Below are 23,064 nucleotides of genomic sequence, written 5' to 3' on the forward strand. Positions count from 1 at the left end.
ACTACACACTGCGATAAAACATTGAAAAAGAATAGGCTGCCATGTAGCAGAATACAAAATACACACCTTACGACATCTTACTACGCCACTACGTCAATTACTACGGTAGTAAGGTGACATAAACTTGGTTACTACACATAGCGAATTATTTATCAAACGATTACGCAAATGTAGTAAGTAGTAAGGCAATATCGGCAAACTTCAAAAAACAAAAATTATGAATGATCTGAAAAATATCAGCATCAGGCAATTCCTCGCCCGGCGGGGCATTCTGCCCAAATACGAACGAAACGGTTACGGCATGTATCTTTCACCCTTGCGGGAAGAACGCACGCCGAGTTTCAAAGTGGACTACGTGCGAAATCTTTGGTACGACTTCGGACTGGGCGAAGGCGGCACATTGCTCACCCTCGTGATGCGGTTGGAGCGGTGCGACAGCCGTGAAGCTGTCCGACGGCTGCAAAACGGTGAAAAAAGGGACGCCGGTTCCGCTTCTCTTTCACCGAGTGTTGGCGAGCGTCCAGCTGTCGGAGGGCCCTCGCCGGTCGTGCGTCTAGCCGCCGTCCCCGCACTCCGCATCCTTTCCGATGACCCGCTCCGTCATCCGGCATTGGTCGGTTATCTCGCCTCGCGCGGCATCGTCCCGTCTGTCGCCGCGGCATTCTGCCGCGAAGTCCGCTACGAGGTAAACGGCCGCGCCTTTTTCGCCGTCGGGTTCCGCAACGATGCCGGAGGGTGGGAGCTCCGCTCCGAGCGGTTCAAAGGCGGCTCCTCGCCCAAACATATCACCACCCTCGACAACCGTTCCGACACGGTGATCGCTTTCGAGGGATTTATGGATTTTCTCGCTTATCTTTCGCTGAAACATCCCGAACGACTGCGCATCGACGCCGCGGTTCTGAACTCGGTCGTCAACCTGCCCAAAGCCGTTCCGTTTATCTCCCGGCATCCGGTGATTCACGCCTTTTTCGACAACGACGAGGCAGGACGCAAGGCAACAGCCGATCTGATCCGTCTTTGTCCCCGCAGCGAGGTAATCGACCAAAGCAGTTTTTACAGCGGGCACAAGGACGTAAATGACTATCTAACCGCCCGCATAAAAGACCGAACACAAAAGCCTTCGACACAGAGGAACGCCCCCGAAACAAAGGCTGTTCAGGCTCTTCGGAATAATCTGCAAGCCCTGAAAGCGGAAACGGCGGAAATTGAACCACCGCGTCGGAAAGGGGTAAAGATTTAAGGAAGGCAAGGTTGTGTTTTCGTAGACGAAAACTCCGCCTTACCCGGTGGCCGGCGTAAAATCCCGCTGGTCTGAACAAAAAAATGCTTACAACCCACTTATCATGGAAACACCGAAAAAAACATACAGCAAACAGGGCGGACGCCCGAAAGTCGGCATCGGCCGCATCCACAAATACGTCGTCAGCACGCGGCTCAGCCCCGAACGGAAACTCCGCTTTTCGGCCCTCTGCCGCGAGGCAGGGCAACCGCCTGCCGAAGTCCTGCGCCAGCTGATCGACCGAGGAACGGTAAGGGCGCGAATCACACGCGAACAGCTGGATTTCATGGCCCAGCTCAAAGGCGTCGCCCGGAATCTGAACCAGCTGACCCGGCTGGCCAATGCCAAAGGTCTGGCGGCTGTCAGGGTACGGCATGCGGCGATCATCACGGCCATCGAAAAACTCCTGAAACAGATATGCGATGGTCGGTAAGGTAATATCGGGATCGTCTTTTTCGGGGACGGTAGGCTACGTGATGAAAGAAGAATCCCGGATATTGGAAGCCGAAGGAATCATGCCCCCGGAAGTGAAGGATATGGTGCAGGACTTCAAAGACCAGACCTTATTGAATCCGCGGCTGAAAAACACCGTCGGGCATATCTCGCTGTCTTTCTCACCCAAGGACGCTCCGCGGATGACCGACGCCCTGATGACGCAGATCGCAAAGGAGTATATGCAGAAGATGGGCATCACCGATACGCAGTATCTCTTGGTTCGCCATCTCGACCAGCCCCATCCGCACTGCCATCTGGTCTACAACCGGGTCGGGAACAACGGGCAGACCATTTCGGACAAGAACATCAAGATTCGAAACGCCAAGGTCTGCCGGGAGCTGACCGAGAAGTACGGATTGTATCTCGCACCGGGAAAGGACAACGTACGGCGGGAGCAATTGCGCGAACCCGACAAGACCAGATACGAAATCTACGATGCGATCAAAGGCTGTCTGCCCAAGTGCAAGAACTGGAACGAATTGGAAGGCAAATTAAAGGAACAGGGCATCGGCGTCCGCTACAAGTATTGCGGAAATACCGACCGCAAACAAGGGGTTTTGTTCTCGAAAAACGGCTTCGAGTTCTCCGGCTCGAAGATCGACAGGACTTTCAGCTTTACGAAACTCGACAACCGGTTCAACAATATTCAACAACAAACCCAGCACCGGGCCACGCTCTTCGGGAACCTCTCGGCGGCGGCAGGCAATTACCGTTCGGCATTTGCCGGGTTGTTCGGCGGTATGGGTAGCGGCGGCACGCGCGAAAAACCGCCGTCGGTAAACCTCGGAAAGGCAGGCGGGATTCCGCTGCCGCCGGCCGATTCGCCCGTCGGAGTGTCCGCCGAGCAGTTGCAGCGCAAGCCGGGAGAAAGCCCCGAAGAGCATATCGCACGAATTACAGCGCTGCTCGATGCAGCGGCCGAAGCGATGGCCATAGCCGCGATGGAACGCCGCCGCAAGCTCGAAGAACAGAAAAGAAGAGCCAAAATGAAAATATAACCTTAAAACCGGAAAACCATGAACAACGAAAATAAGATCGACCTCTCGATCGAGATGTATGAAGACTTCAAGGAAACGCTTGTCAAAACCATCAAAAACGCCAAGGCAGGCAGCGCAGGAAACGCAGGTTTGGAGAATGTCCAGCTTGGACGGATCGAGCGACTGATAGAGGCCGTGGAACGCTCGCAGGGGCAGGTCGCACAGCTGCTCGAACATCTGCAACGGCATACGGCCTTGCCCGGAGTAAAAACCGAGCAGGAGCGGGAATTTGCCGACAGATATAACACGCTGCTGGCGCAATTAGCTGGTAAACTGGGAACAATCAATCAAGATAACCAGCATACGCATACATTGATCGAGCAGGTCGGGCAAGCCGTCGAAGCATTGACAAGGCCCGACGCCCTGCCCGCACAGGAACACCGCCATACCTATACGCTCGACATCAGTTCTTCGAAAACATTTCTGATGATGTTCGCCATGCTGGGATGTATTTTCCTGCAAGGCGCATTCATTTACCGAATCTCAGAGAATAATCGGCTGTTAGCTGCGAACGACCTGAAATACCGCTACGTGAAAATGCGGGGTGAGATCAAGGAAAAGGAGCTAATGGAGTTGGAAACGATATTCAGGGATAAGCAGCACACGGCCATGCGCGATACCGTCCGAAACCAAGTCGAGTGGTACGAAGAAGCCGTAAGGCGTCAGGCTGAACGGTTGGAGCAGGCGACTGTTAAGGAGCGGAAAGCGAAAAAACTACTCGACGATGCTGAGATATTGCGACAACAAAATTAAAATAATTCCAGATTCAATAATCTCGATTTCAACAGTAGGTGGGGCGTAAATCAAACTGTGTTAAAGTTTGTATTCGGATCGATTTTGGGTGGCAGGAAAAATATTTTTCCATTCTATTGTATTTTTCATTTTATTTTCATACATTTAGAATGTTATTAAAATTAACGCTTTATGAAAAAAATTATTTCTTTTATTATGGTAATCTCTATTTTTTTCCTCTTGTAAAATAGAGAAAAATGCCGACTCTCAATTAACGACTACAGAGTCCAACATTGAGCATGTATGTATTCCGTTAACCGACGCACAAATTATTGGGTTGTATAACACATTAACTACTGTACAGACTCGTGCGGTTGTTTTAGTAAGCAGTTTAGAAGAATTTAAGAGCTATTTGAATACTTCTCTGGTTGCTGTCTGTTTTACAGCGACATGGAGTGGACCATGTAAAATGTATAAGCCCATTTATCATAAAGTATCAGAAAAATACACTGCCAGTGTATGTCGTTTCTTGGAAGTTGATGTGGATGAATCTCCAGAACTGGCAGAACTATTCAATATTGTTAAAGTTCCTACAACTATTATAATTAAAAACGGAGAAGTCGTAGCTCAAGCGTTGGGCATCTTGACTGAAGCAGCTCTAACCGAATTAATAGAAAGCTATAAAGTCAAATAATTGTTTTAATTTTCTCAATTTATGAAGAAACTTGTCTTATTGTTAGGGATTATTCTATACCTCGTATCTTGCAAGGTCGAAGAACCGAAATTTGCAAACCAGTCAACATTTTTAGAAGCCGAAACCACTACAATCGAACACGTGTCAATACCATTGACAAATTCGCAATTACTCGAATTATTTCGCAATATGAGTCCTTTGGCACAAACACGAGTAGCCGTATTTAACCTCCTGACCGAGGGTGAAGTTGAATTCTGGTCAACAGAGGGACCTGGGGTATTGGTGATGTATTTTACAGCCCCATGGAATGGTCCATGTAAGAGGTATCGCTTAATATTTGAAAAAGTTGCAAATGATTATACAAATAAAGAATGTCATTTTGGACGTATTGACATCGATCAAGCAGGAGAAGATATTGCAACAAAATACGGTGTAAACACATTACCTACCACTCTAATTATTAAAAATAATAAAATTGTTGCCAAAGCAGTCGGTCTTATAAGAGAAGAAACTTTAAGAGCACTGGTAAATCAATACAAAGCATAAGTAAAATAAATATAACAAGAGACTATCTAACAAGTCCGGTTTAATGATTTCACCCTCGCCAGAACAAGCTCTGACGAGGGTGATTTCAATTTCAGGGACTTATTAGACAGCCCCTTGTTATAACGAAAAAGGCTGACTTATTCAGTCTCTCGCTCGAATGTAAAGGAAATATAAGGATAATATTGAGCGGTCGGTTTATTTTCTTCGTAATACAATTTATCAATCAAAAATGATTTTGAATCAAAATCAATAAAATACATCTCCATTTTATTGGCATCTCCATCCTTAAAACGGACTCCAATATAAGCTTCTGTATCTTGACTCTGCTCTATTGCAGAAAAATAGCGATTTACATTATCCAGAAGGATTAATTGAACCGGAATTTTCCCCGACATGCTGTATAATGTAAATTCGCCTCCATTCGAGATACCCGAATTCTCCCGGAAGAAGTTTTTCAAGGTCGATTCAAGCGAGGTCGTAAGACCCTCTTCCGTGAAAATCAACCGGTCCTTTGCATTATATGCGGGTAAAGCAGCCATATCGGCGTCGAACGTAGGTTTGTCGTATTCAGAACTGCTTCCATTCAGATTGGCATACTCCATAGGATCATAATTACCTTCGGCACTCATTTTCCATGTACCTTCCAGTTTGCTGAAATACGATCCGAAAATCGTTACGGTAATCTCGTTATACTGTCCCCGGACGAATCCTTTGTTGTTCTCCAGTCCGGTTTTCAGAACGACCTTGTCTTTTCCGGTTTCCAGCGTGCCGGCTTTAAGGGTAATGGCACCTGAACTTTTACCCTGAGCGACAACCAGTTGTTTAGCCCCCTCGAACGTAAAATTGGTATTCTCGACAGCCGTCGAACCTTCGGCGATCTCAATGGGAATGACGATATCCTGCTCCGCAGTATATTTTGCCCCCGTAGCCGTATAAAGATCCAACTGAACGGAACCGGTCTCACCCATGGTCATGGATTTGACAGAGAAGGAATACATAATTTTACCTTTCACTCCCAGACTGATCTTCGCCGTGGCATTTTTCCCGGGGATAAAGTCAGCCACCGAGCCCAACGTCGCGACGATTTCCTTGGCTTCGTCGTAGTTGTCCAAAGCCGTTACCGTAATCGAAAGCGACTGATTGTTACCTCCCAATATGAATTGTTCGGCCGATACGGAATACTCGGAACCCTTGACAGCCGTACCCGAGAAAGCAACGGGAACGGTGACGGGCGACGCAAGCGATGATAAATCTACACCGCTGACTTGCAGATCCAGTGTTACAGAACCTGTCGAAAGCGCGAGCACCGGCTTCGCAAAAGAAAGCGTAGGCGTCGATTCATCGTTGTCATCCGAACAAGCGCCGAATAACAGCGGCGCCGCGAGCAATGCAAATAAAAATTTTCTCATAACCAAAGTTTTAATTAATAAAGGTTTGTTCAACAGTTATTTCGAACCTTCCAGAAAGGCTTCATATTCATCTTCTTCGCTTGCGATCTGCGCCCAATCCTCATTCCCGAGAAATACACCGTCGGGCATAATGTATTTCGTCAAATAATCCTTAGCCAAAGGCGGCGTCTCATCATAGTTGTCATCACAGCCACTCAGCGACACAACAGCCGCAATCGCTGCGACAAACGCAATCATTCGTCTTTTCATCGTATTGTTCATAATCCTGATTCTTTTATTCCATTTTATCGTACCCCGGATTTTGCTCCAACCCCTCGACCAATTGAATATCGGGAGCGTAAAGCGGGAAAGTATACATCCAGGAATAAGTCGTGTATTTCAGTCCCTGCTTGGCGACCCAGAACTCCGGACATCCGTTACGTTTGAGTTCGTACCAGCGATCTCCTTCAAGGAAAAGTTCCTTGCGGCGTTCGCAATGGATAGCATACAGCAGCGGAGTCAGCGCATTTCCCTTGGCATCGACCTGAATCAAATCGTCGTGATCGACCGGAGGCAGAGTCTGCATCGTGTAGTCCGAGACATCGGCAATACGCTTTCGTCGCAGTTCGTTCAAAGCAGCAAGGGCCTTTTCGGGTTCATCGCTATGATAATAACTCTCAGCCAGAATCAACTGCAATTCAGCGCTTCGCAGGCAGGAAAGCAGGTTCTTAGCCGGCAGTCTTTTGGCATCGATCGACAGCGCGAAACGCACATCTCTTTCCTTTTCGGCGAAAAGATCGTAAAACAGGCGGGAACAAGGTCTGTTTTTCAAATAATTCTTTGAATTCGTCAGCGCTGTAGATTCCGAAGATCCAGCATAAATCTGTGCCTTGAAGATCATGTTGCCACTCTTGGCCATCTGTTCCCCGATCATCGCCTTGTAAGGTTCCGCATCGAGCAACGGATATTTTTCCAATAACTCCGAGGCATACTGAGCTGCCAAACGATACTGCTGTGTCCAGAAATAGAGCCGGGCCAGATAGCCTTTGGCGACATCGGAATTGAAGCGGTAGATCTCATCCTGAATGTCGTATTCGATCGCTTTATTCAAATCCTCTTCGATCCGTTTGACGGTCTGGTTATAAGTACTGCGAGTAGGCTTCGCCTCCATATCAAATTCTGTAACCAACGGTACACCAGGCCCCGGATTATCCGGATTGCAAGCCTGACAGAAGTTGCGCAGCAAATTATAATAGCAGATACCGCGAAGGGCATACGCCGTACCGAGCACGTCCATCCCGAGCCGGCTGCTCCGGTCTTCGAGATAACCGATTATGATGTTGCAATCCCGAATCACCGCATAAAGATTCGTATACAGAGTTTGCTTAGCGGAAAGTTGCTCTCCTATGTAAAGCGAAATATAATTTCCTCCGGGATATTGAGTCAGATTAGCAGCCAGGTTATCGGCATAACACTCCAAATCGGCCATTTCCAATCCGTCGCCCATCACGACCTCCTCTCCGTAATCGATCTCGTCGAGATGCGCATGGAGCAACGCTGAAAATTCCTCGGCTGTTTCGGGGATGGTCTGTCCGTAAGGTTTTATATCCAAATAGCGGTTGCAGGATACGGCTAATAACACGAGTGCAATCACTGTGAATGTCTTTTTCATACTCTCTGTTTTGAAATTACCGTTTCGGAATTAAAATCCGATCGAAAGTCCGATCGAATAGGAGCGGCATTGCGGGTACACCGCACCGGGAGTTTCAGGGTCCAGCCCCGAGTAATTCGTGAACGTCGCCAGATTGTTCATCGTAAACGACACGCTGCAATTTTGCATGTGAAGTTTCTTCACCCACGCGCCGGGAAGGTCGTAAAGCAATGTCAGGGAACTGATTTTCAAATAAGAAACATTCTCCAGCAACAGACAGTTCGTAACTCTTGATTCGGAAGGAAGACTCTGGGCGATAAGATTGCCGTTCTGATCGTAAAGGCGCCCTCCGTATATGTCGATCAGACGCGGATAACCGTCCGTAACAGGATTATCCGGAGTCCAGCGATAGGTTACATCACGCACGACATTGAGATGGTTGACATAAAGGTCGTATTTGGAGTTGGGAATGGGCTCCTTATCCACACCGGTCATATTCCGGTCACTCACCGAACTGTAGGATGCGGGGGATACGATATCGTTCAGCACTTTGCCGTTCAACGAAAACACACCGTTCATACTGAGCGTAAGCCCCTTGTAACGAACGGACGTATTGAACCCGCCCGTCCAGGGAGCCGTCGATGTACCTACATAGAAAAGATAGTTTTGCATGTTCCGGTAGTCCGCGACTTCGTTTATTTTCGCATCGGGACGCAGTTCGTAATTGTAGAATCCCGTCGATGGATCGATGCCCGTACTCTTGCCCGTGATGATCATCCCCTGGGGATAACCTACATAATACTGACCATAGATACCGCTGTTGGGCGACACGTATTTGGTCAGTTTGTTCATATTGTAAGCCGCATTGGCAGTAAAATTCCACGCAAAATCCTTATAACGCAGAATCGTCGCCCCCAAAGTGAACTCGACTCCCCGGTTCACCTGTTCGGATGTATTATATCCCTGCGAAATAAATCCGACTGCCGAATTCACGCGCGAAGAAGTCACGAGATCGTATCCTTTACGGTTGTATGCTTCGACCTGCAATCGCAAACGATCCTTGAAAAATCCGATGTCCAGACCCGCTTTGATATCCCAGGTCTTCTCCCAGCTCAGATGCGGATTCGGGGCATTCGAAATAGTCCCCATCCGGTAGGAATCCGTATCGGAAATTCGAAACGTGTTATCGTATTTCATGATGATTACCGGATAGACCGACTTATTGACACCGCCCGTATAACCCGTGGCCAAACGGAGCGTCATCGAACTGATCACATCCGAGATTTTCCCTTTCATCCACGACTCTTCGTCTATATTCCAAGAAAAACCTGCCGACCAGGTAGCATTGAACTGCTCCTTGCTGCCGAAATTATTCGATCCGTCGGATCTTACCGAGGCATTGAAAACATAGCGGTTGAGCAGGATATAGTCGATCGTACCGTAGAACGAGGCCATAGCGTTTTCCGTAATAGCTTGCCCGGTGGAATTATCGAGGGTCTTCCCGAAACTGACAAGTTTATCGTAATCGATCACCGAATTGTTTCCGCTCGCAGGATAAAGCGGCGTCGAGTGGTTGCCCGTAACGGGGTCGTAGCCGTAACGTTTGGTAAAAATCGTCTTGGCGTAATTCCGGCTGATCTGCGCTCCGGCCAACACATTGAGCCGATGTATTTCGTTGAAAGTATGTCCATAGGCGAAATGTCCCCGTAACATATAATTGGTATTGTATGTCGAAGTCTGATAAATGGAACCATAGATTCGTTTCGAAGTCGTCGTATTGTTTTCGAACGGCCGATCCATCCATGCCGCATAGGTATTCTTTCCATTGATATTCTCCCCGTGATCCGAAATATAGGAGAACGACGCCAGACCCACGAACTTCAGATCCTTGGTGATATTGACCGTCGTATTTCCCGTCAGTGTGAAGTTTCCGCTGGTACTCTTGGCCGAAGTCTCATTGATCTCCCGCATCAGGTTGAATCCGTTTTCGGGAAGCGCTACCGTATAGCTTCCATTGATTTCACTCAAGGAAAAATAAGTCTCGTCAGCCCGATAGGAACCGTCGTCGTTATAAGGGCGTTCATAGGGATTGGCGAAATAGGCGTATTTGAACATATCCACATTGCTCGACGGTGCCTTGGATGTCTGATAGGAGAAATCCGTACTGATACCGAACGATACGACTCTGTTCGGTGTTACATCGATCTTGCCGTTGAAATTGTAACGGTCGTACGAGTTTTTCAACACAATGCCCTGATCGTTACCATATCCCATTGAGAGATAATAGGCCATTTTGGGATTACCTCCCGAAATGGAGAGATAGTGGCTTGTGGAAACTGTCGTCCGGAACAGTTCCTCGAACCAGTCTGTCGTATGGCTGCCCAGTTCCGCAATCCTGGCATCCTGCTCTGCGACGCTCAATCCCTTATATTTGCCGTATCCCGAACGAATCATGCCCACGATACCCACAACCGGATAGTAACTTTTGCCATCCTGAAGATTATTCGCATAACCGGCAGCTGCAAATTCGTCCCATAATTCCTGCTCCCAGGCCAGTTTCTCGCGTGAGTTCATCAAATTGGCAGACCGTACAGGCCGCGTCTGAATGGATACGGTTCCCGAATAGTTGACGTGCGTAGGTCCCGATTTGCCGCGTTTGGTCGTTACCACGATCACACCGCCGGCAGCCTGAGATCCGTAAATTGCGGCAGCGGCAGCGTCCTTCAACACGGAGATCGACTCGATGTCGTTAGGATTGATCCCACCGATGCCCGTAGCAAAAATATTCGAAAAGTCTCCGGAGCGAATCTGCGTGTTGGAAACAGGAGGTGTCGGGACCTCCTTCTGCATCGGTACGCCGTCAATGACCCACAGCGGTTCGGCATTGCCCGTGATGGTGCTCGTTCCGCGAATGCGGATCTTCACGGCTTCGCCCGGACGGCCGGATACGGATTGCACGCTCACTCCGGCCAGTTTGCCCTGCAACAGTTTGTCTACTCCCTCCAAAGGCGAAGTCTTGAGATCTTTTCCTTCAATCACGGCAACCGAACCGGTGCTTTTGCGAATCTCAGTTTTGGCAAAGCCTGTCACGACGACTTGTCCGATGTCCGTGGACTGCTCCTTGAGCGTTATATCATAACCGACCCGATCAGGCTTTATCTTGAGTTCCTGCGGTTCATAACCAATGTATGAGAATCGCAACGTAGCGCCGTCGGTAACTATGATCCGGAACGTACCCTTAATATCAGTATTCACACCGGAATGCGTTCCTACGACAACCACGGACACACCGACAAGCGGTACACCATTCGTATCCTTGACCGTACCCCACACCGGATGTTTGTTCCCCTCGCTCTCAGAAGCAGCGACGGCAGGAAGTATCGTTACAAGTAACAATGACGTAAATACGAATGGTAAAAAATTTCTTAAAGTTTGCTTCATACGCATTATCCATTAGTTGTGTTTGACTATATCGATCTCCTGCTGAGGCAACCCGAGAAGATGTTCCGTAAAATAATAGCGGATCAGATTTACATAATATGAGTTCCCGAGACCATGATCCGCTCCGGGAATGACCGTCATGTCGAAACGCTTGCGGGCCCGGATCAGCGCATCGGCCAGCCGGGCCGTAGATGCCGGATGCACATTGTTGTCCATGTCTCCGGTGATGAGCAGCAGCCGTCCGGCCAGCCGGTCGGCCAATTCGATGTTGGTCGGAATATGACATTCGAAATGCGGTTTCCCGTCTTTCCCCCAGGTCTGCTTTACTCCGTGGAAAGTTTCGCCCCACCACTGGGAGTAAATATTATTGTCATGGTTCCCCGAAGCAGCCACCCCGACCTTGTAAAATTCCGGATGGTTCAGCATGGCGGCGACCGTCATGAAACCGCCTCCGGAATGTCCGTAAATTCCGACTCTTTCAATATCGGCGCAAGGATAGCGGGCTGCAATCTGCCGGATCGCGGCCATGTCGTCGGCCAAAGCATAATCCCGCAGATTCCCGTAGCCGAACGTATGGAAATCGCGTCCGCGCCAGGGGCCGCTGCCGCGGTAGGCGAAATTTATGACGACGAATCCCAGCTGTGCGAGCGATTGATTGTAGTTGTCATCCAAGGTAAAGGCCTGCGGAACCAGATCGACATGGGGGCCGGGATAGACATTGCTGATGATCGGGTATTTCCGCCCGGGTTCCCGGTCGAAAGGAAGGTAGACGATGCCATAGAGCCGGGTCACGGAATCCGCAGCCAGCACTTCGACGACTTCCGGTTCGTGCCATCCGCGGGCATAGAGTTCCGAAAGGTCGCACGGCTCCAGTTCGATACGGCCGCGGCCTTTCATGTCGCAGACCTGATGCCGCGGGGCACGATCCATACGCGACCAAGTGTCCGTCAGGAAACGTCCGTCGGGAGAGAATGCCACCGAATGTTCGCCGTTTCCGGGAGTGAGCAAAACCGGCTCGCCGCCGTTGAATCCGGTTTTGTAATAAAAGCGGTAATGCGGATTGACACCCGGTTCCCGTCCGTAACCCTCGTAGACGATCGTCCGGGCGAGCGTATCGATACGTTCGATCTTTCCGGCGACGTATGCGCCCGAAGTGACGGCCCCTTGCAGGCGTCCGTTTCCATCGTACAGGTAATAATGACCGTATCCCGTTCGCTCCGACCACCAGAGGATATCGCGGCCTTCATTCAGGATATGGAAACAAAATTGCTGGTCATTCTGGGCCGGTTTGCACACCTCGCGGATAATCGGCTCGACACGGTGCGCCGCGAAATCGACCCGGCACAGTTCCACGCTGTCGCACGTCCGGCTGCGACTAACGAGCCAGGCATAACGGTCCGTATGAGCGATCATGCTGAACCGGGGAACTTCGACTTTCTGATCGGGCCAGCGGGCGATGTCGAGTTTCCGAATGCACATGCTGTCGGCATCGACCAGCCAGGCATCGTATTGAACGACATGCTCATCGCCAGGCATGGGAAATTTGTAGCTTTTAGCCTTGGGGCGCGGTCGGGCGAGGTTGTCCACCAGCGTGAGCTCCTCCACCTCGCGCTTGTCTTCGCGCACCAGCAGGTAATAATGGCTTTTCCCCATCCAGCGGCCGATGGCGGAGCTGCGCGCCTCCGGCCCGACGACGTTGTTCCCGCCGGTGGAGAACGAATGATAGCGCTCCCCGTCGTGGGTCAGCCGTACACTGTCGCTTCCATCTCCGCGAAAGAGCATGAGGTCATGACCGACAGCCGTAACATAATACGAGCTGTCGGCGGAGTAGCTGCGCCGATAGTCGCCCCGCGAGAAAAGATTCCCGCGGGAAGCATCCTGCCGGGGCTTTTCGCTCAGTTTGCCATTTCGGCCATCGTAGTGCAGCCGGTGCTTATTGAAATCGAACGTAAAACCGCGGGGATCGGAAGAATCGAATTCAAGGCCGTAGAGCCGTAACTCCTTCGGGGTCGGCATCCGTGATGAATCGGCGTATGCGGCCAACTGCCGCGTCATCGAGAAACTGTCGAACAGCGGGCGTTTCCGCCAGGTGCGGGTATCGACCAACCAATAACGGCGTGCATCGGCGTCATCCGACGTATAATGGAACCAACGGCACTCCTCGCCGATCCACTGAACCGAAACATATTGGTTACGGATCAATCCACCGAGCGAATCGGACGAAAAGCGGTCGGCCCGCGCCATATAGGATTCCTGAGCACAGAGCGGATAAAGACTCCATACCGTTAAAAATACAAGCAACCGTTTCATCGCTCTCCGAATTTGCTGATTTTCGACGCCTCTTTCATGGCCGCCTGCGCATTGAGAATCCCTCCACCGAGACAGACCTGACGCCCCTGGATCATGCGGGAAGTTTCGGATTTCCCGGGAACAGGCATCTCGTCCGCCGGAAAATGCGTAACGGTACGAATCAGAATTTCCCGTATCTCACGAGCCGAAAGATCGGGATAGAAACTCCGCAAGACCGCTGCGACACCGGAAACTATCGGCGCAGCGATACTCGTTCCCTGCGCCGTATCGTATCCGCCCTCGGGAGCGGTCGATCGTACATTTTCTCCGGGGGCGAGCAGATCCACATTTTCCGCTCCGTAGTTGCTGAAAGAAGCGACCCGTCCGTCGGGCGTCGAGGCCCCCACGACGATCTGGTTTTCCAGACGGCGTCCTTTCGTGTCCCGGCAAGTCGGAAATATCGGACGGACATCGACATTGACGCCGTCGTTGCCGGAGGCCATAACCAGCAATACGTCCTTGCTCCGGGCATATTTCATCGCAGCCAGTACTTCATCCCGGTGAGGCGATAGGTACTTGCCGAAACTCATATTCACCACCTCTGCGCCGTTATCCACCGCATAACGGATTGCCGCAGCTACATCGCGGTCGTATTCATCGCCTTCGGGAATGGCACGGACGGAGAGGATCTTTACCGGGCGCGGCAACTCCCCGGCCGTCGCCGCACACGCCGCAATCACTCCGGCAACCATCGTCCCATGATAGGGATCGTCGCCGATAAGATTGTTTCCGTAACGGAAATTCCGGAAATCGTCCGGGCGATTGCCCAATTTTATATGAGGATCGTCATTCAGGGAATCGAGGCTGGCCACACGTACGGCGGACAAACGATATTCGCTGTCGATCTTTTCCACCGCTTCGTGCCACGGCATGTCGGGTGTGAACATAACGGGTGTGGAAGCCGCAATCGACAGAGGCAGCGCAAGCCCGGTCGTGTCGGCCAATTCAAGACGCTGAAAATCGGCGACCGTTGTTTCTCGATCACCGTATTTCAGGCGCATCAATGAATCGCAAATGCGGAAAGCATCGGAACGAATACGCTGATATTCGGTAAATTTGATGTAGGTATCGAGCCGGGCGGCCCGTTCCATCTGCTTATAATAGGCATATTCGGCCTTTGCCGAAAGAGTAAGGCGGCTTGTATCAGCGTCCTTGAAGCGAGGCCGAAGCCGTTTGTATTCCCGGAAAGGTTCCGTGCCGGCCCTTCGAAGACTCTCTCCAACAGCATTGCCGAGGAAATTCCAGCCGTGAATGTCGTCTACATAGCCGTTTTTATCGTCATCACGGCCGTTAGCAGCCTGTTCGCGTGGATTGGTCCAGATGAAATCCGCAAGAGCCGTATGCGAAACATCGAACCCGCCGTCGATGACGGCGACGATTATTTCAGATTTTTTTCGGGAGGGGGGGGGAATTTTACCTCTTGCCGCACAAATCTCTGTCAGACGGACTCCGCATAGCGAATCGGAAGCGGACAAAAACCAAGGGGCATCCGTTTGTGCAGATGACGGTACTGCCGCCAACAGATACACGGCAGAAAATAATACTTTTGAATTCATATTGCAATAGATATCTGACGCGACAAATATAGTGAAAATCTGAATTTATTACATTTTTTATATACCTTAATGTCAAATTCAGTAATACATTAACACTTCGTTCCAAAAAGATAAAATTGTCTGCGGGGAAAATGCGGGGAAAACCCGAAAATTAAAAATCGCTTAACCTGTCATAATCAACAAATTAAGCGATTTTACTTGTACCCGGAGCCGGGGTCGAACCGGCACGACATTGCTGTCATTGGTGTTTGAGACCAACGCGTCTACCGATTCCGCCATCCGGGCATTTCCGCGAGCGTTACGCGGCGAATCGGGTGGACAAAGATAGGTGATTTTCGTAACTTTTCAAAAAATACGGCTATTTTTCGAAAAAGGCCCTGATTTTTTTCGCCTTTGCCGCCCCGACCAGCGCCGAAAGTTCTTCGATGTTGGCCGCACGGACCTTTTCCACCGTGCGAAAATGGCGCAGCAGGGTCTGGACCGTCTTGTCCCCGACCCCCTCGATCTGCTCCAGTTCGCTGTGGATAAACGCCTTGCTGCGTTTCTGCCGGTGGAAGGAAACGGCGAAACGGTGCACCTCCTCCTGAATGTGCGCCAAAAAGTGGAACAGGGGCGAAGTGGGACGGATGCCGACCAGCACGGGCGGAAAGCCGCAGAGCAGTTCGGCGGTGCGGTGCCGGTCGTCCTTGGCCAGTCCGGCAATGGGGATGTCCAGCCCGAGCCGCTCCAGCACCTCGTGAATGACTCCCATCTGCCCCTTTCCGCCGTCGGCGATAATGAGGTCGGGCATTTCGGCCCCTTCGGCCATCAGCCGCGTATAACGCCGGAAGACGACTTCCCGCATCGAGGCGTAGTCGTCGGCCCCCGTCACGGTCTTGATGTTGAAATGGCGGTACTCCTTGCGGGAGGGTTTTCCATCCCGGAACACCACGCACGAAGCCACCGGATGAGCGCCCTGCAGGTTGGAGTTGTCGAAGCATTCGATGTGCCGCGGCTGTCTGTCGAGGCGCAGCTCCTTTTGAACGGCATTCATCAGCCGCTCGGTATACCGCTCGGGATTCTTGATTTCGAGGTTTTTCAACTGCTCGGCGCGGTAGATGCGGGCGCTCTTCCGCGAGAATTCCAGCAGTTCGAGTTTCTCCCCGCGCTTCGGGACCGTGAAAGTCACGCCTTCGAACAGCAGCGTCGTCGAGGGCAGCAGCGGCACGATCACCTCGCGGGAGAGTTCGCCCCCGGCGATGTTTTCGACGATGTGCTGGATGGCCAGCGTCAGCATGTCGCGCTCGTCGGCCCCGACGCCCGTCGAGAGTTTCACGGTCTGCACGCCCACGACCGAACCGTGGCGGATGCGCACGAAGTTGCACCAGGCCACGTCGTCGTCGGGCAGCAGCGAGAAAACGTCGACGTCGACGATCTTCGCGCTGACGATCACCGACCGTCCGGCATAGTTGTCCAGGGCGTCGAGCCGCTGTTTGTACCGCTGCGCCAGCTCGAATTTCAGCTCCCCGGCCGCACGCGCCATCTCCCCTTCGAGGTATTGGCGCACGGGACGCAGGTCGCCTTTCAGCACCGAAACGACCATGCCGACCAGCTGCGCATACTCCTCCTCGGACTGCCGCCCGACGCACGGGGCCTTGCAGTTGCCCAGGTGGTATTGCAGGCAGACCGTATATTTATCTTTGGCGATCAACTCCGGGGCGAGGTTGAGTTTGCAGGTCCGCAGGGGGATCACCTCGCGGATGAAGTCGAGCACGCTGCGCTGCATCATCACCGATCCGTAGGGGCCGAAATACTGCGACCCGTCGCGCGTCAGGATGCGCGTCGACTGCACGCGGGGAAAGTGCTCGCGCCGCACGACGATCCACGGATAGGTCTTGTCGTCCTTGAGCAGGATGTTGTAACGCGGCTGAAGGCTCTTGATCAGCGAGTTTTCCAGCAGCAGGGCGTCGGTCTCGCTCCCCACGACGATATGGCGGATCTCGACGATCTGCTTCACCAGCACACGCACCTTCGCGCTGTGCTCCTTCGACTGCACGAAGTACGAAGACACCCGCTTGCGCAGGCTCTTGGCCTTACCCACATAGATGATCGTCCCCGAGCGGTCCACGAACTGGTAGACGCCCGGCGACAGCGGCAGCAGGGCCACCTGCTCCTTGAGATCCGGTTTTTCCGTTTCAGCCATACGCCCTGCAAATTTAGCAAATATATTGCAAATCGGAAAGTCTATAAAAAGGTCGCATTTTTTGTTTAATTCGTCCGAAAATCATATCTTTGCACATCGCTATTTCACTACACGCCAAGCCTATAAGAAAACTTATCCTCCTGCTCCTGTCCGGCATGCTCTCCACCGCATGCGTGGACAAAGATTACGATCTGGGAAACATCGACACCGACAACATCGCCATCGGCGACGAAGGGTCGCAGTTCCGCATCCCGCTGGTCAAGGTGCTCGTCTCGAAGGACGAGATCAAAAACAACGGCGGCAACATCGAAGAGATCTTCCGCGAAGCCGACATCTGGTTTCCCTCCCAGCTGCCCGACGGCAAATTCGTCGACCTCGTCAAATTGCAGGACAAAGACGATCAGACGTATGTAAATACGCTGCTCCGAACGCTGCGCGAGGAGATGCAGGCCAGCGACGCCAAACTCGCATCGGTCGTCGATCTGGTTTGGGACAAATACGCCGCGGAATTTCTGTTGCTTCTCAACCTGACGGCTCCCGACGAGCAAACCTTCAAGACAGCATTCAAAACCGCCTACCGCAACGACGCATCGCTGCGCGAACGGCTCGCGGACGAAGTCAGCGCATTGGCCCGCACCTACCTGACCGGCTCGCTCGGAATAGACCAGCTCGAATACGAAGTCGGCCATATCGACATCAGCAGCGACATAGTGGACATGCTCGCCGACAACCTCGACCCCGAGGGCACGCCCAACGCCAGAAACACGCTGTTCCTCTACGGCCAGATCACCAGCGGGCTGCCCCTTTCGCTGCTCCTCGATCCGAGTTTTTCGCCCACGGAGATCACGTTCCAGGTCGGAGTCGGCGCAGACAAGGCATCGAACGACATTCCCCAAACGCAGCTTTTCGCCGAAGACCTGCGGCAGATCGTCGAGGGCATCACGATCCGGATTCCCGTGACGCTCACGGAATACTATCCCGGCAAAGGATTCAGCGACGACCAGTACCAGATCGTCATCAGCCTGAGCCTGCTCAAGAACGGAGGACTGAAACTCGACATCTAAACCGCACTCCATCATGAAAAAAATATACACCCTCATCGCGGCGGCGCTTCTGGCGACCGGCGCCGCAGCCCAGAACCCCACGGCCTATTTCATGGAGGGTTCGACCTTCCGCAGCCAGTTCAACCCGGCTTTCGCGCCGCTGCGCGGCTACGTCAACATCCCGGCCATCGGCGGCGTGAACATCAACGTGGGCGGCAACATCGCCGTGGACAACATCCTCTTCTCCCGCGACGGCAAGCTGGTGACGCTGTTCGACAGCTCCGTGTCGGCCGCCGATGCACTCTCGGGCCTCAAGCAGAACAACCTGCTGGGCATGGACTTCCGCATGAACGTCATCGGATTCGGCGCCTTTACCAAAAACCACAAGAATTTCTGGTCGTTCGACCTCAACGTGCGGGTCAACGAAGACGCCAACCTGCCCTACTCGCTCTTCGAATTCATCAAACTCGGCAAGGAGGGCCAGATCCGCAACTTCGGCACCTCGACGGACTCCTACCTCGAGGCGGCTTTCAGCTACTCGTTCCCGCTGATGGACGACCGCCTCTACATCGGCATCCGCGGTAAGTTCCTCGCCGGACTCGCCCGTGCGCAGGTCACCTACGACCGCTTCGACATCTCGCTCCGCGAAGACCGCTGGGCCGTTCTCACCCAAGGCACGCTGGACCTCACGGCCGCCGGGGCCAAAGTCGAAACGGACCCCGACAGCGAGACCTTCGAGATCGGCGATCTCGACTTCAAACCCACCAAACCCGCAGGATACGGCTTCGCCCTCGATCTGGGCGCCACGTACGACATCCTGCCCAACCTGCAAGCGTCGCTGGCCGTGACCGACCTGGGATTCATCAGCTGGAGCAAGAAAAACTCCGTCATGGGCGTCTCGACGCAGGAGACGGAATTCACGGGCGCCACGGTTCCGGAAAACGCCTCGGAGCCGGTTCCGGATTTCGACCTCGAAATGCTGAAATTCAACCAGGTCGACGGGCGCAGCACGACCAAGATGCTCCGCGCGTCGGTCAACGCCGGACTCGAATACGAAGTGTGGCGCCACAAAATCGGCATCGGCCTGCTCTACACGGCCCGCGTCTGGAAATACAAGACCATGCACAACATCACCGGATCGGTCAATTTCCACCCCGTGCGCTGGTTCACGGTGTCGGGAAGCTATTCGGTGATCGACAACCGCGGCGGAGCCGTCGGCCTGGCGCTGAACCTCTGCCCCAACTGGATCAATTTCTATCTGGCAACCGACGTGCTGACTTCGAAGCACACGCCGCAGTGGGTTCCCATCAAGCAGAGTTCGATGAACGTAACGCTCGGCCTGGGCATCCCCATCGGCAAGCGGAGCCACCGCATCGCGGCCTACGTCCGCGAAGGCGACAGACGCTGACCCCACCCCGCAAACAAGCAAATTCCCGGCTCGATGAGCCGGGAATTTGCTTTGCGAATGCGTCCCGCAGGCCGGACCGGGCACCCGGACAGGCGGCCGCAGCGCGAAAAAAAACGGATTTGCCACGCGAAAAAGGCCCGCCCCTTCGGAATTTTGGACGCACCCATATCACTTTCGGGCAAAGCGATTGCAAATCCGGAAACTTTCTCTATCTTTGCCCCGTAAGGAATCCGGAAATGTTTTCCGCCATCTCCTTCATCCCCGAATACATTGCGATGGCCCTAAAATCTGTGTGAAGTTGCGTCACTACTTTTGAATTCTTCAAAAACGGGCCGTCGCAATCTTTTCTTCGCTTTCAGCAAAAACCATACCGTTTTCACCGTCGGTTTCCAGCCGCTCCAGCGCCGCGCGCGTCGCCGCACGCCCCGCCTCGAGAATCTCCTCCGAACGGTAGAACTCGAACATGCCGTAGCTGTCGGCGGGCAGCCCGACCATGATGTCGGGTTTGTACAGACGGCACATCAGCTGCGTGATGCGCTGCTGCATGATCTGCGACGAAGCGATCAGCACCTTGTAATAATTCAGCGACGCATTGGCCCGGCGGACGGAATCGGCCCCGAACCGGGCGCTGACGTCCACGGCGACCAGCAGGTCGCCCTCCTCGCGCCGCACGCGGTTCAGCGGCAGCGGGTTGACCGTGCCGCCGTCGACCAGCACCCGGCCGTCGCGGTGCACGGGCCTGAAAACCGAAGGAATCGAGATCGAAGCCCTGATGGCGTCGTACAATCCCCCGCTGTCGAGCACCACTTCGTCGCCCGTCAGCAGGTCGGCCGCCACGGCGGCGAAAGGCACGGGCATCCGCTCGATCTGCACGTCGGGGACCAGCTCCTTCATCGCCTCCATCACCCGGTCTCCCTTGACCAGCCCTTCGGTGCTCAACGCGAAATCGACCAGGCTGAAAACCTTGTATTTATCGAGTGCGCGCATCCACTCCTTGAACGGTTCGAGGTACCCCGAGGCATACACGCCCCCGACCAGCGCACCCATCGAGGTCCCCGCCACGGCGCTGATCTCGAATCCCTGCCTCTCCAACTCTTCGATGGCCCCGATATGGGCCACGCCCCGTGCGCCGCCGCCTGCCAGCACCAGCGCCACTCTTCTCTTTTTCATATATTCCCTCCATTAATGCGGACCCGGACCTTGTTCCACGCATGGGTCCCGAAAAGACAACTTGCACGCATCGTGCCGCACATCTCGCGCAAACGCGACATCGGCGCGACGAACCCCAGCTCCGAGGCGTCGACCCACGGACGCACCGAAGGGTCGAACAACGCCAGGAAGACGCTGCGTCCGCCCCGGCGGTTCTCCCGCACGGCCTGCGTCACGACGGCGCTGCATCCCGACCCGAAGGGCACGCACACGGCATCGTCGGCATTGTTGTCGTAAACGGCCCACGACACCAGTCCCGACAATATGTCGGGCGTGGCGAAAAACAGCGCCCCGTCGGCCGTACCGAAAGCCTCCGCGGCCTGCGGCGTATCAATGCGCGCAAAATTGAGCCACGCACCGGAGGCCTCCGGCACGCCGAGCCGCCCGATGAACTCCAGCACCATTTCGGGTGTCTGCTTGTAGTGCTCCTTCTGCGACACGAAGGCCGGCACGAAGGGCGGCATCGGTGCAAAGCCGGTGTAGAACTTCCCGCCCCCGCAGCCGATATTGGCGGCATTGAGGCTCACCGCCGACCCCTCGCGGGCTTCGGCCAGCGCCTTGAAAAAACATCCTTCGACTTTGGGCACGGCACGCACCGGCCCGTCCGAATACCAGAACAGCAGCGGCAGTCCCGCGGCGGGTCCGAACGCCTCGCCATAGGCGGAGGCAAACTCTTTCGCATCCATCATTCAATCCGTTATTATGTAATCCATCGCCACGTCGTGCGGCTCCGCAGGCAGCTCCCCGACCAGTTGGTGGGCAAAGCACACGCCGACTTTCACGGCGTGCACGTCCGGCCGGGAGAGGTATTTGTCGTAGTAACCCCGGCCGCGGCCGCAACGGGCGCCCGCGGCGGTAAACGCCGTGCCGGGAACGATCACGAGGTCGATCTCCGACGGGTCGCACGTCTGCGCCTCGGGTCCCGGCTCGGCGATGCCGAAAGCCCCCGGACGCAGCGTCTGCGGGTCGTATTCGCAGAATCGCATCACATCCCCTTCGACGCGCGGAACCACGATGCGTTTCACGGCGCTCCACCGCGCCAGCGTCTCCGCCGTGTCCGGCTCGTCGGGAAGCGAGCAGAAAACACCCACCGTCCGGGCCGCGCCGAAAGCCTCCAGCCGCCCGGCCCGGCCGAATATCCGGCGCGAGGCTTCGGCGCGCTCCGCAGCGTCCATTCCGAGGTTCCGCCGGCGCATCGCGGCGCGCAGTTCTTTTTTGGTCATAAAACCCTCCTTTCAGGCATAAAATTCCCGTCCGTTTCTATTGTTATTCCGCAAACAATGGCTATCTTTGCGTGCGTAAAATAAAAGCGCCGGAACACAAATCATTAACAAATATAACAAATTAAAATCATTATGAGCTGTTTTCTATCTAATTCCTCGCTTGGCAAGAAGTTAGTAATGAGCGTGACGGGCATGTTCCTCGTGCTCTTCATCCTCTTCCACATGTCGATGAACATCACGGCGATCATCTCGCCCGAAGCGTACAACATGATTTGCGAACTGCTGGGCGCAAACTGGTACGCGCTGGCCGGAACGGCCGTTCTGGCGCTGGGCGTCTTCGTCCACTTCCTCTACGCCGTCATCCTCACGCTGAACAACTACAAGGCGCGCGGCTCGCAGCGTTACGCCGTGACGGTGCAGGAGCCGGGCGTGGCATGGGCTTCGAAAAACATGCTCGTACTGGGCTTCATCATCCTGGGCGGACTCCTGATCCACCTGTTCAACTTCTGGTCGAAGATGCAGCTCGTGGAGATTCTGGGCGGACACGAGAACTCGCTGGGACTCGACCCCGCGGACGGAGCTTCGCTGATCGCCTACACCTTCTCGCAGTGGTACTACGTGGTGATCTACCTCGTATGGTTCGCCGCCCTGTGGTTCCACCTCACGCACGGCGTATGGTCGATGTTCCAGACCGTGGGCTGGGCCAACGACACGTGGTATCCCCGCCTGAAGTGCATCGCCAACATCGTGGCCACGATCATATTCCTCGGATTCGCCGCCGTGGTGCTCGTCTACTTCTTCTGCCCCTGCATCGCAGGCGCATGCTAATCA

General features: G+C 53.7%; 19 protein-coding genes and 1 tRNA gene. 9 read left to right on the forward strand and 11 right to left on the reverse strand.

The genetic code is table 11. From position 1 onward, the window contains the following. Window positions 1–217 precede the first annotated feature (217 nt). From NQ492_RS04110 to NQ492_RS04135, 6 genes are all read left to right on the forward strand, one after another. Window positions 218–1,240, forward strand: coding sequence for a toprim domain-containing protein (locus tag NQ492_RS04110; RefSeq protein WP_044054608.1), 1,023 nt, complete (start codon window positions 218–220; stop codon window positions 1,238–1,240). Window positions 1,241–1,343: 103 nt separating this feature from the next. Continuing rightward, window positions 1,344–1,712, forward strand: a complete 369-nt coding sequence (mobC, locus tag NQ492_RS04115) for a plasmid mobilization relaxosome protein MobC (protein WP_015548026.1) — start codon at window positions 1,344–1,346, stop codon at window positions 1,710–1,712. Beyond that, a complete protein-coding gene (locus NQ492_RS04120) occupies window positions 1,702–2,772 on the forward strand; it encodes a relaxase/mobilization nuclease domain-containing protein (RefSeq protein WP_015548027.1) in 1,071 nt (356 codons plus the stop codon). The genes mobC and NQ492_RS04120 overlap by 11 nt, the downstream gene beginning before the upstream one ends. Before the next feature lie 18 nt (window positions 2,773–2,790). Then, on the forward strand, window positions 2,791–3,564 hold the full coding sequence (locus NQ492_RS04125; protein ID WP_015548028.1) for a hypothetical protein: 774 nt from the start codon (window positions 2,791–2,793) through the stop codon (window positions 3,562–3,564). Between the two features lie 316 nt (window positions 3,565–3,880). Further along, a complete protein-coding gene (locus NQ492_RS04130; RefSeq protein ID WP_044054609.1) occupies window positions 3,881–4,237 on the forward strand; it encodes a thioredoxin family protein in 357 nt (118 codons plus the stop codon). Window positions 4,238–4,258: 21 nt separating this feature from the next. Then, the gene (locus tag NQ492_RS04135; RefSeq protein ID WP_083810264.1) at window positions 4,259–4,783 is read left to right on the forward strand and encodes a thioredoxin family protein; all 525 of its coding nucleotides are present in this window, start codon (window positions 4,259–4,261) and stop codon (window positions 4,781–4,783) included. A 137-nt stretch (window positions 4,784–4,920) separates the two neighbouring features. Here the strand turns inward: NQ492_RS04135 and NQ492_RS04140 are convergent, their stop codons facing one another. The 8 genes from NQ492_RS04140 to uvrC all read right to left on the reverse strand — a co-directional run bounded on the left by NQ492_RS04140 (window position 4,921) and on the right by uvrC (window position 17,350). Continuing rightward, the gene (locus NQ492_RS04140) at window positions 4,921–6,192 is read right to left on the reverse strand and encodes a hypothetical protein (RefSeq protein WP_015548029.1); all 1,272 of its coding nucleotides are present in this window, start codon (window positions 6,190–6,192) and stop codon (window positions 4,921–4,923) included. 36 nt (window positions 6,193–6,228) lie between these two features. Beyond that, window positions 6,229–6,453, reverse strand: coding sequence for a hypothetical protein (locus NQ492_RS04145; protein WP_015548030.1), 225 nt, complete (start codon window positions 6,451–6,453; stop codon window positions 6,229–6,231). A gap of 13 nt (window positions 6,454–6,466) precedes the next feature. Continuing rightward, window positions 6,467–7,843, reverse strand: a complete 1,377-nt coding sequence (locus tag NQ492_RS04150; RefSeq protein ID WP_015548031.1) for a RagB/SusD family nutrient uptake outer membrane protein — start codon at window positions 7,841–7,843, stop codon at window positions 6,467–6,469. 30 nt (window positions 7,844–7,873) lie between these two features. After that, window positions 7,874–11,263: a SusC/RagA family TonB-linked outer membrane protein gene (locus tag NQ492_RS04155; protein WP_231839944.1), complete on the reverse strand. Its 3,390-nt coding sequence runs from the start codon at window positions 11,261–11,263 to the stop codon at window positions 7,874–7,876. Window positions 11,264–11,275: 12 nt separating this feature from the next. Further along, window positions 11,276–13,573, reverse strand: coding sequence for a S9 family peptidase (locus NQ492_RS04160; protein WP_229092133.1), 2,298 nt, complete (start codon window positions 13,571–13,573; stop codon window positions 11,276–11,278). Beyond that, window positions 13,570–15,168 carry a S8 family serine peptidase gene (locus NQ492_RS04165; RefSeq protein WP_195498230.1) on the reverse strand — a complete coding sequence of 533 codons (1,599 nt, stop codon included), beginning with the start codon at window positions 15,166–15,168 and terminating at the stop codon, window positions 13,570–13,572. Before NQ492_RS04165 ends, NQ492_RS04160 begins: the two co-directional genes overlap by 4 nt. Window positions 15,169–15,369: 201 nt before the next feature. Then, window positions 15,370–15,453: transfer RNA gene (locus NQ492_RS04170), tRNA-Leu, on the reverse strand. A 73-nt stretch (window positions 15,454–15,526) separates the two neighbouring features. Further along, the gene (uvrC, locus tag NQ492_RS04175) at window positions 15,527–17,350 is read right to left on the reverse strand and encodes an excinuclease ABC subunit UvrC (protein WP_015548033.1); all 1,824 of its coding nucleotides are present in this window, start codon (window positions 17,348–17,350) and stop codon (window positions 15,527–15,529) included. A gap of 89 nt (window positions 17,351–17,439) precedes the next feature. Between uvrC and NQ492_RS04180 the strand changes: the two genes are divergently transcribed. Together NQ492_RS04180 and NQ492_RS04185 are read left to right on the forward strand one after the other, a co-directional pair. Beyond that, entirely contained in the window at window positions 17,440–18,414 is a 975-nt protein-coding gene (locus NQ492_RS04180) for a hypothetical protein (protein WP_229104373.1), read from the forward strand. Between the two features lie 13 nt (window positions 18,415–18,427). Then, the gene (locus NQ492_RS04185) at window positions 18,428–19,801 is read left to right on the forward strand and encodes a DUF5723 family protein (RefSeq protein WP_015548035.1); all 1,374 of its coding nucleotides are present in this window, start codon (window positions 18,428–18,430) and stop codon (window positions 19,799–19,801) included. A 321-nt stretch (window positions 19,802–20,122) separates the two neighbouring features. Here NQ492_RS04185 and NQ492_RS04190 read toward each other — a convergent pair whose 3' ends face one another. From NQ492_RS04190 to NQ492_RS04200, 3 genes are read right to left on the reverse strand one after another with little or no spacing between them, the layout of a single operon-like run. Continuing rightward, on the reverse strand, window positions 20,123–20,971 hold the full coding sequence (locus tag NQ492_RS04190; RefSeq protein ID WP_015548036.1) for a patatin-like phospholipase family protein: 849 nt from the start codon (window positions 20,969–20,971) through the stop codon (window positions 20,123–20,125). Next, a complete protein-coding gene (locus NQ492_RS04195; RefSeq protein WP_044054896.1) occupies window positions 20,968–21,696 on the reverse strand; it encodes a DUF169 domain-containing protein in 729 nt (242 codons plus the stop codon). Before NQ492_RS04195 ends, NQ492_RS04190 begins: the two co-directional genes overlap by 4 nt. Before the next feature lie 3 nt (window positions 21,697–21,699). Next, the gene (locus tag NQ492_RS04200; protein ID WP_015548038.1) at window positions 21,700–22,233 is read right to left on the reverse strand and encodes a 5-formyltetrahydrofolate cyclo-ligase; all 534 of its coding nucleotides are present in this window, start codon (window positions 22,231–22,233) and stop codon (window positions 21,700–21,702) included. 132 nt (window positions 22,234–22,365) lie between these two features. Here NQ492_RS04200 and NQ492_RS04205 point away from each other — a divergent pair, with 132 nt between their 5' ends. Continuing rightward, a complete protein-coding gene (locus tag NQ492_RS04205) occupies window positions 22,366–23,061 on the forward strand; it encodes a succinate dehydrogenase cytochrome b subunit (RefSeq protein WP_022061269.1) in 696 nt (231 codons plus the stop codon). The last annotated feature ends 3 nt before the right edge of the window (window positions 23,062–23,064 follow it).

This window comes from Alistipes shahii WAL 8301 (assembly GCF_025145845.1).
Lineage (GTDB): Bacteria > Bacteroidota > Bacteroidia > Bacteroidales > Rikenellaceae > Alistipes > Alistipes shahii.

What these genes read in the sequence shown, in the direction of transcription:
- NQ492_RS04110 (WP_044054608.1), top strand. Translation starts at nt 218, where the DNA reads ATGAATGATCTGAAAAATATCAGCATCAGGCAATTCCTCGCCCGGCGG.
- mobC (WP_015548026.1), top strand. Translation starts at nt 1,344, where the DNA reads ATGGAAACACCGAAAAAAACATACAGCAAACAGGGCGGACGCCCGAAA.
- NQ492_RS04120 (WP_015548027.1), top strand. Translation starts at nt 1,702, where the DNA reads ATGGTCGGTAAGGTAATATCGGGATCGTCTTTTTCGGGGACGGTAGGC.
- NQ492_RS04125 (WP_015548028.1), top strand. Translation starts at nt 2,791, where the DNA reads ATGAACAACGAAAATAAGATCGACCTCTCGATCGAGATGTATGAAGAC.
- NQ492_RS04135 (WP_083810264.1), top strand. Translation starts at nt 4,259, where the DNA reads ATGAAGAAACTTGTCTTATTGTTAGGGATTATTCTATACCTCGTATCT.
- NQ492_RS04140 (WP_015548029.1), bottom strand. Translation starts at nt 6,192, where the DNA reads ATGAGAAAATTTTTATTTGCATTGCTCGCGGCGCCGCTGTTATTCGGC.
- NQ492_RS04145 (WP_015548030.1), bottom strand. Translation starts at nt 6,453, where the DNA reads ATGAACAATACGATGAAAAGACGAATGATTGCGTTTGTCGCAGCGATT.
- NQ492_RS04150 (WP_015548031.1), bottom strand. Translation starts at nt 7,843, where the DNA reads ATGAAAAAGACATTCACAGTGATTGCACTCGTGTTATTAGCCGTATCC.
- NQ492_RS04155 (WP_231839944.1), bottom strand. Translation starts at nt 11,263, where the DNA reads ATGAAGCAAACTTTAAGAAATTTTTTACCATTCGTATTTACGTCATTG.
- NQ492_RS04160 (WP_229092133.1), bottom strand. Translation starts at nt 13,573, where the DNA reads ATGAAACGGTTGCTTGTATTTTTAACGGTATGGAGTCTTTATCCGCTC.
- NQ492_RS04165 (WP_195498230.1), bottom strand. Translation starts at nt 15,168, where the DNA reads ATGAATTCAAAAGTATTATTTTCTGCCGTGTATCTGTTGGCGGCAGTA.
- uvrC (WP_015548033.1), bottom strand. Translation starts at nt 17,350, where the DNA reads ATGGCTGAAACGGAAAAACCGGATCTCAAGGAGCAGGTGGCCCTGCTG.
- NQ492_RS04185 (WP_015548035.1), top strand. Translation starts at nt 18,428, where the DNA reads ATGAAAAAAATATACACCCTCATCGCGGCGGCGCTTCTGGCGACCGGC.
- NQ492_RS04190 (WP_015548036.1), bottom strand. Translation starts at nt 20,971, where the DNA reads ATGAAAAAGAGAAGAGTGGCGCTGGTGCTGGCAGGCGGCGGCGCACGG.
- NQ492_RS04195 (WP_044054896.1), bottom strand. Translation starts at nt 21,696, where the DNA reads ATGGATGCGAAAGAGTTTGCCTCCGCCTATGGCGAGGCGTTCGGACCC.
- NQ492_RS04200 (WP_015548038.1), bottom strand. Translation starts at nt 22,233, where the DNA reads ATGACCAAAAAAGAACTGCGCGCCGCGATGCGCCGGCGGAACCTCGGA.
- NQ492_RS04205 (WP_022061269.1), top strand. Translation starts at nt 22,366, where the DNA reads ATGAGCTGTTTTCTATCTAATTCCTCGCTTGGCAAGAAGTTAGTAATG.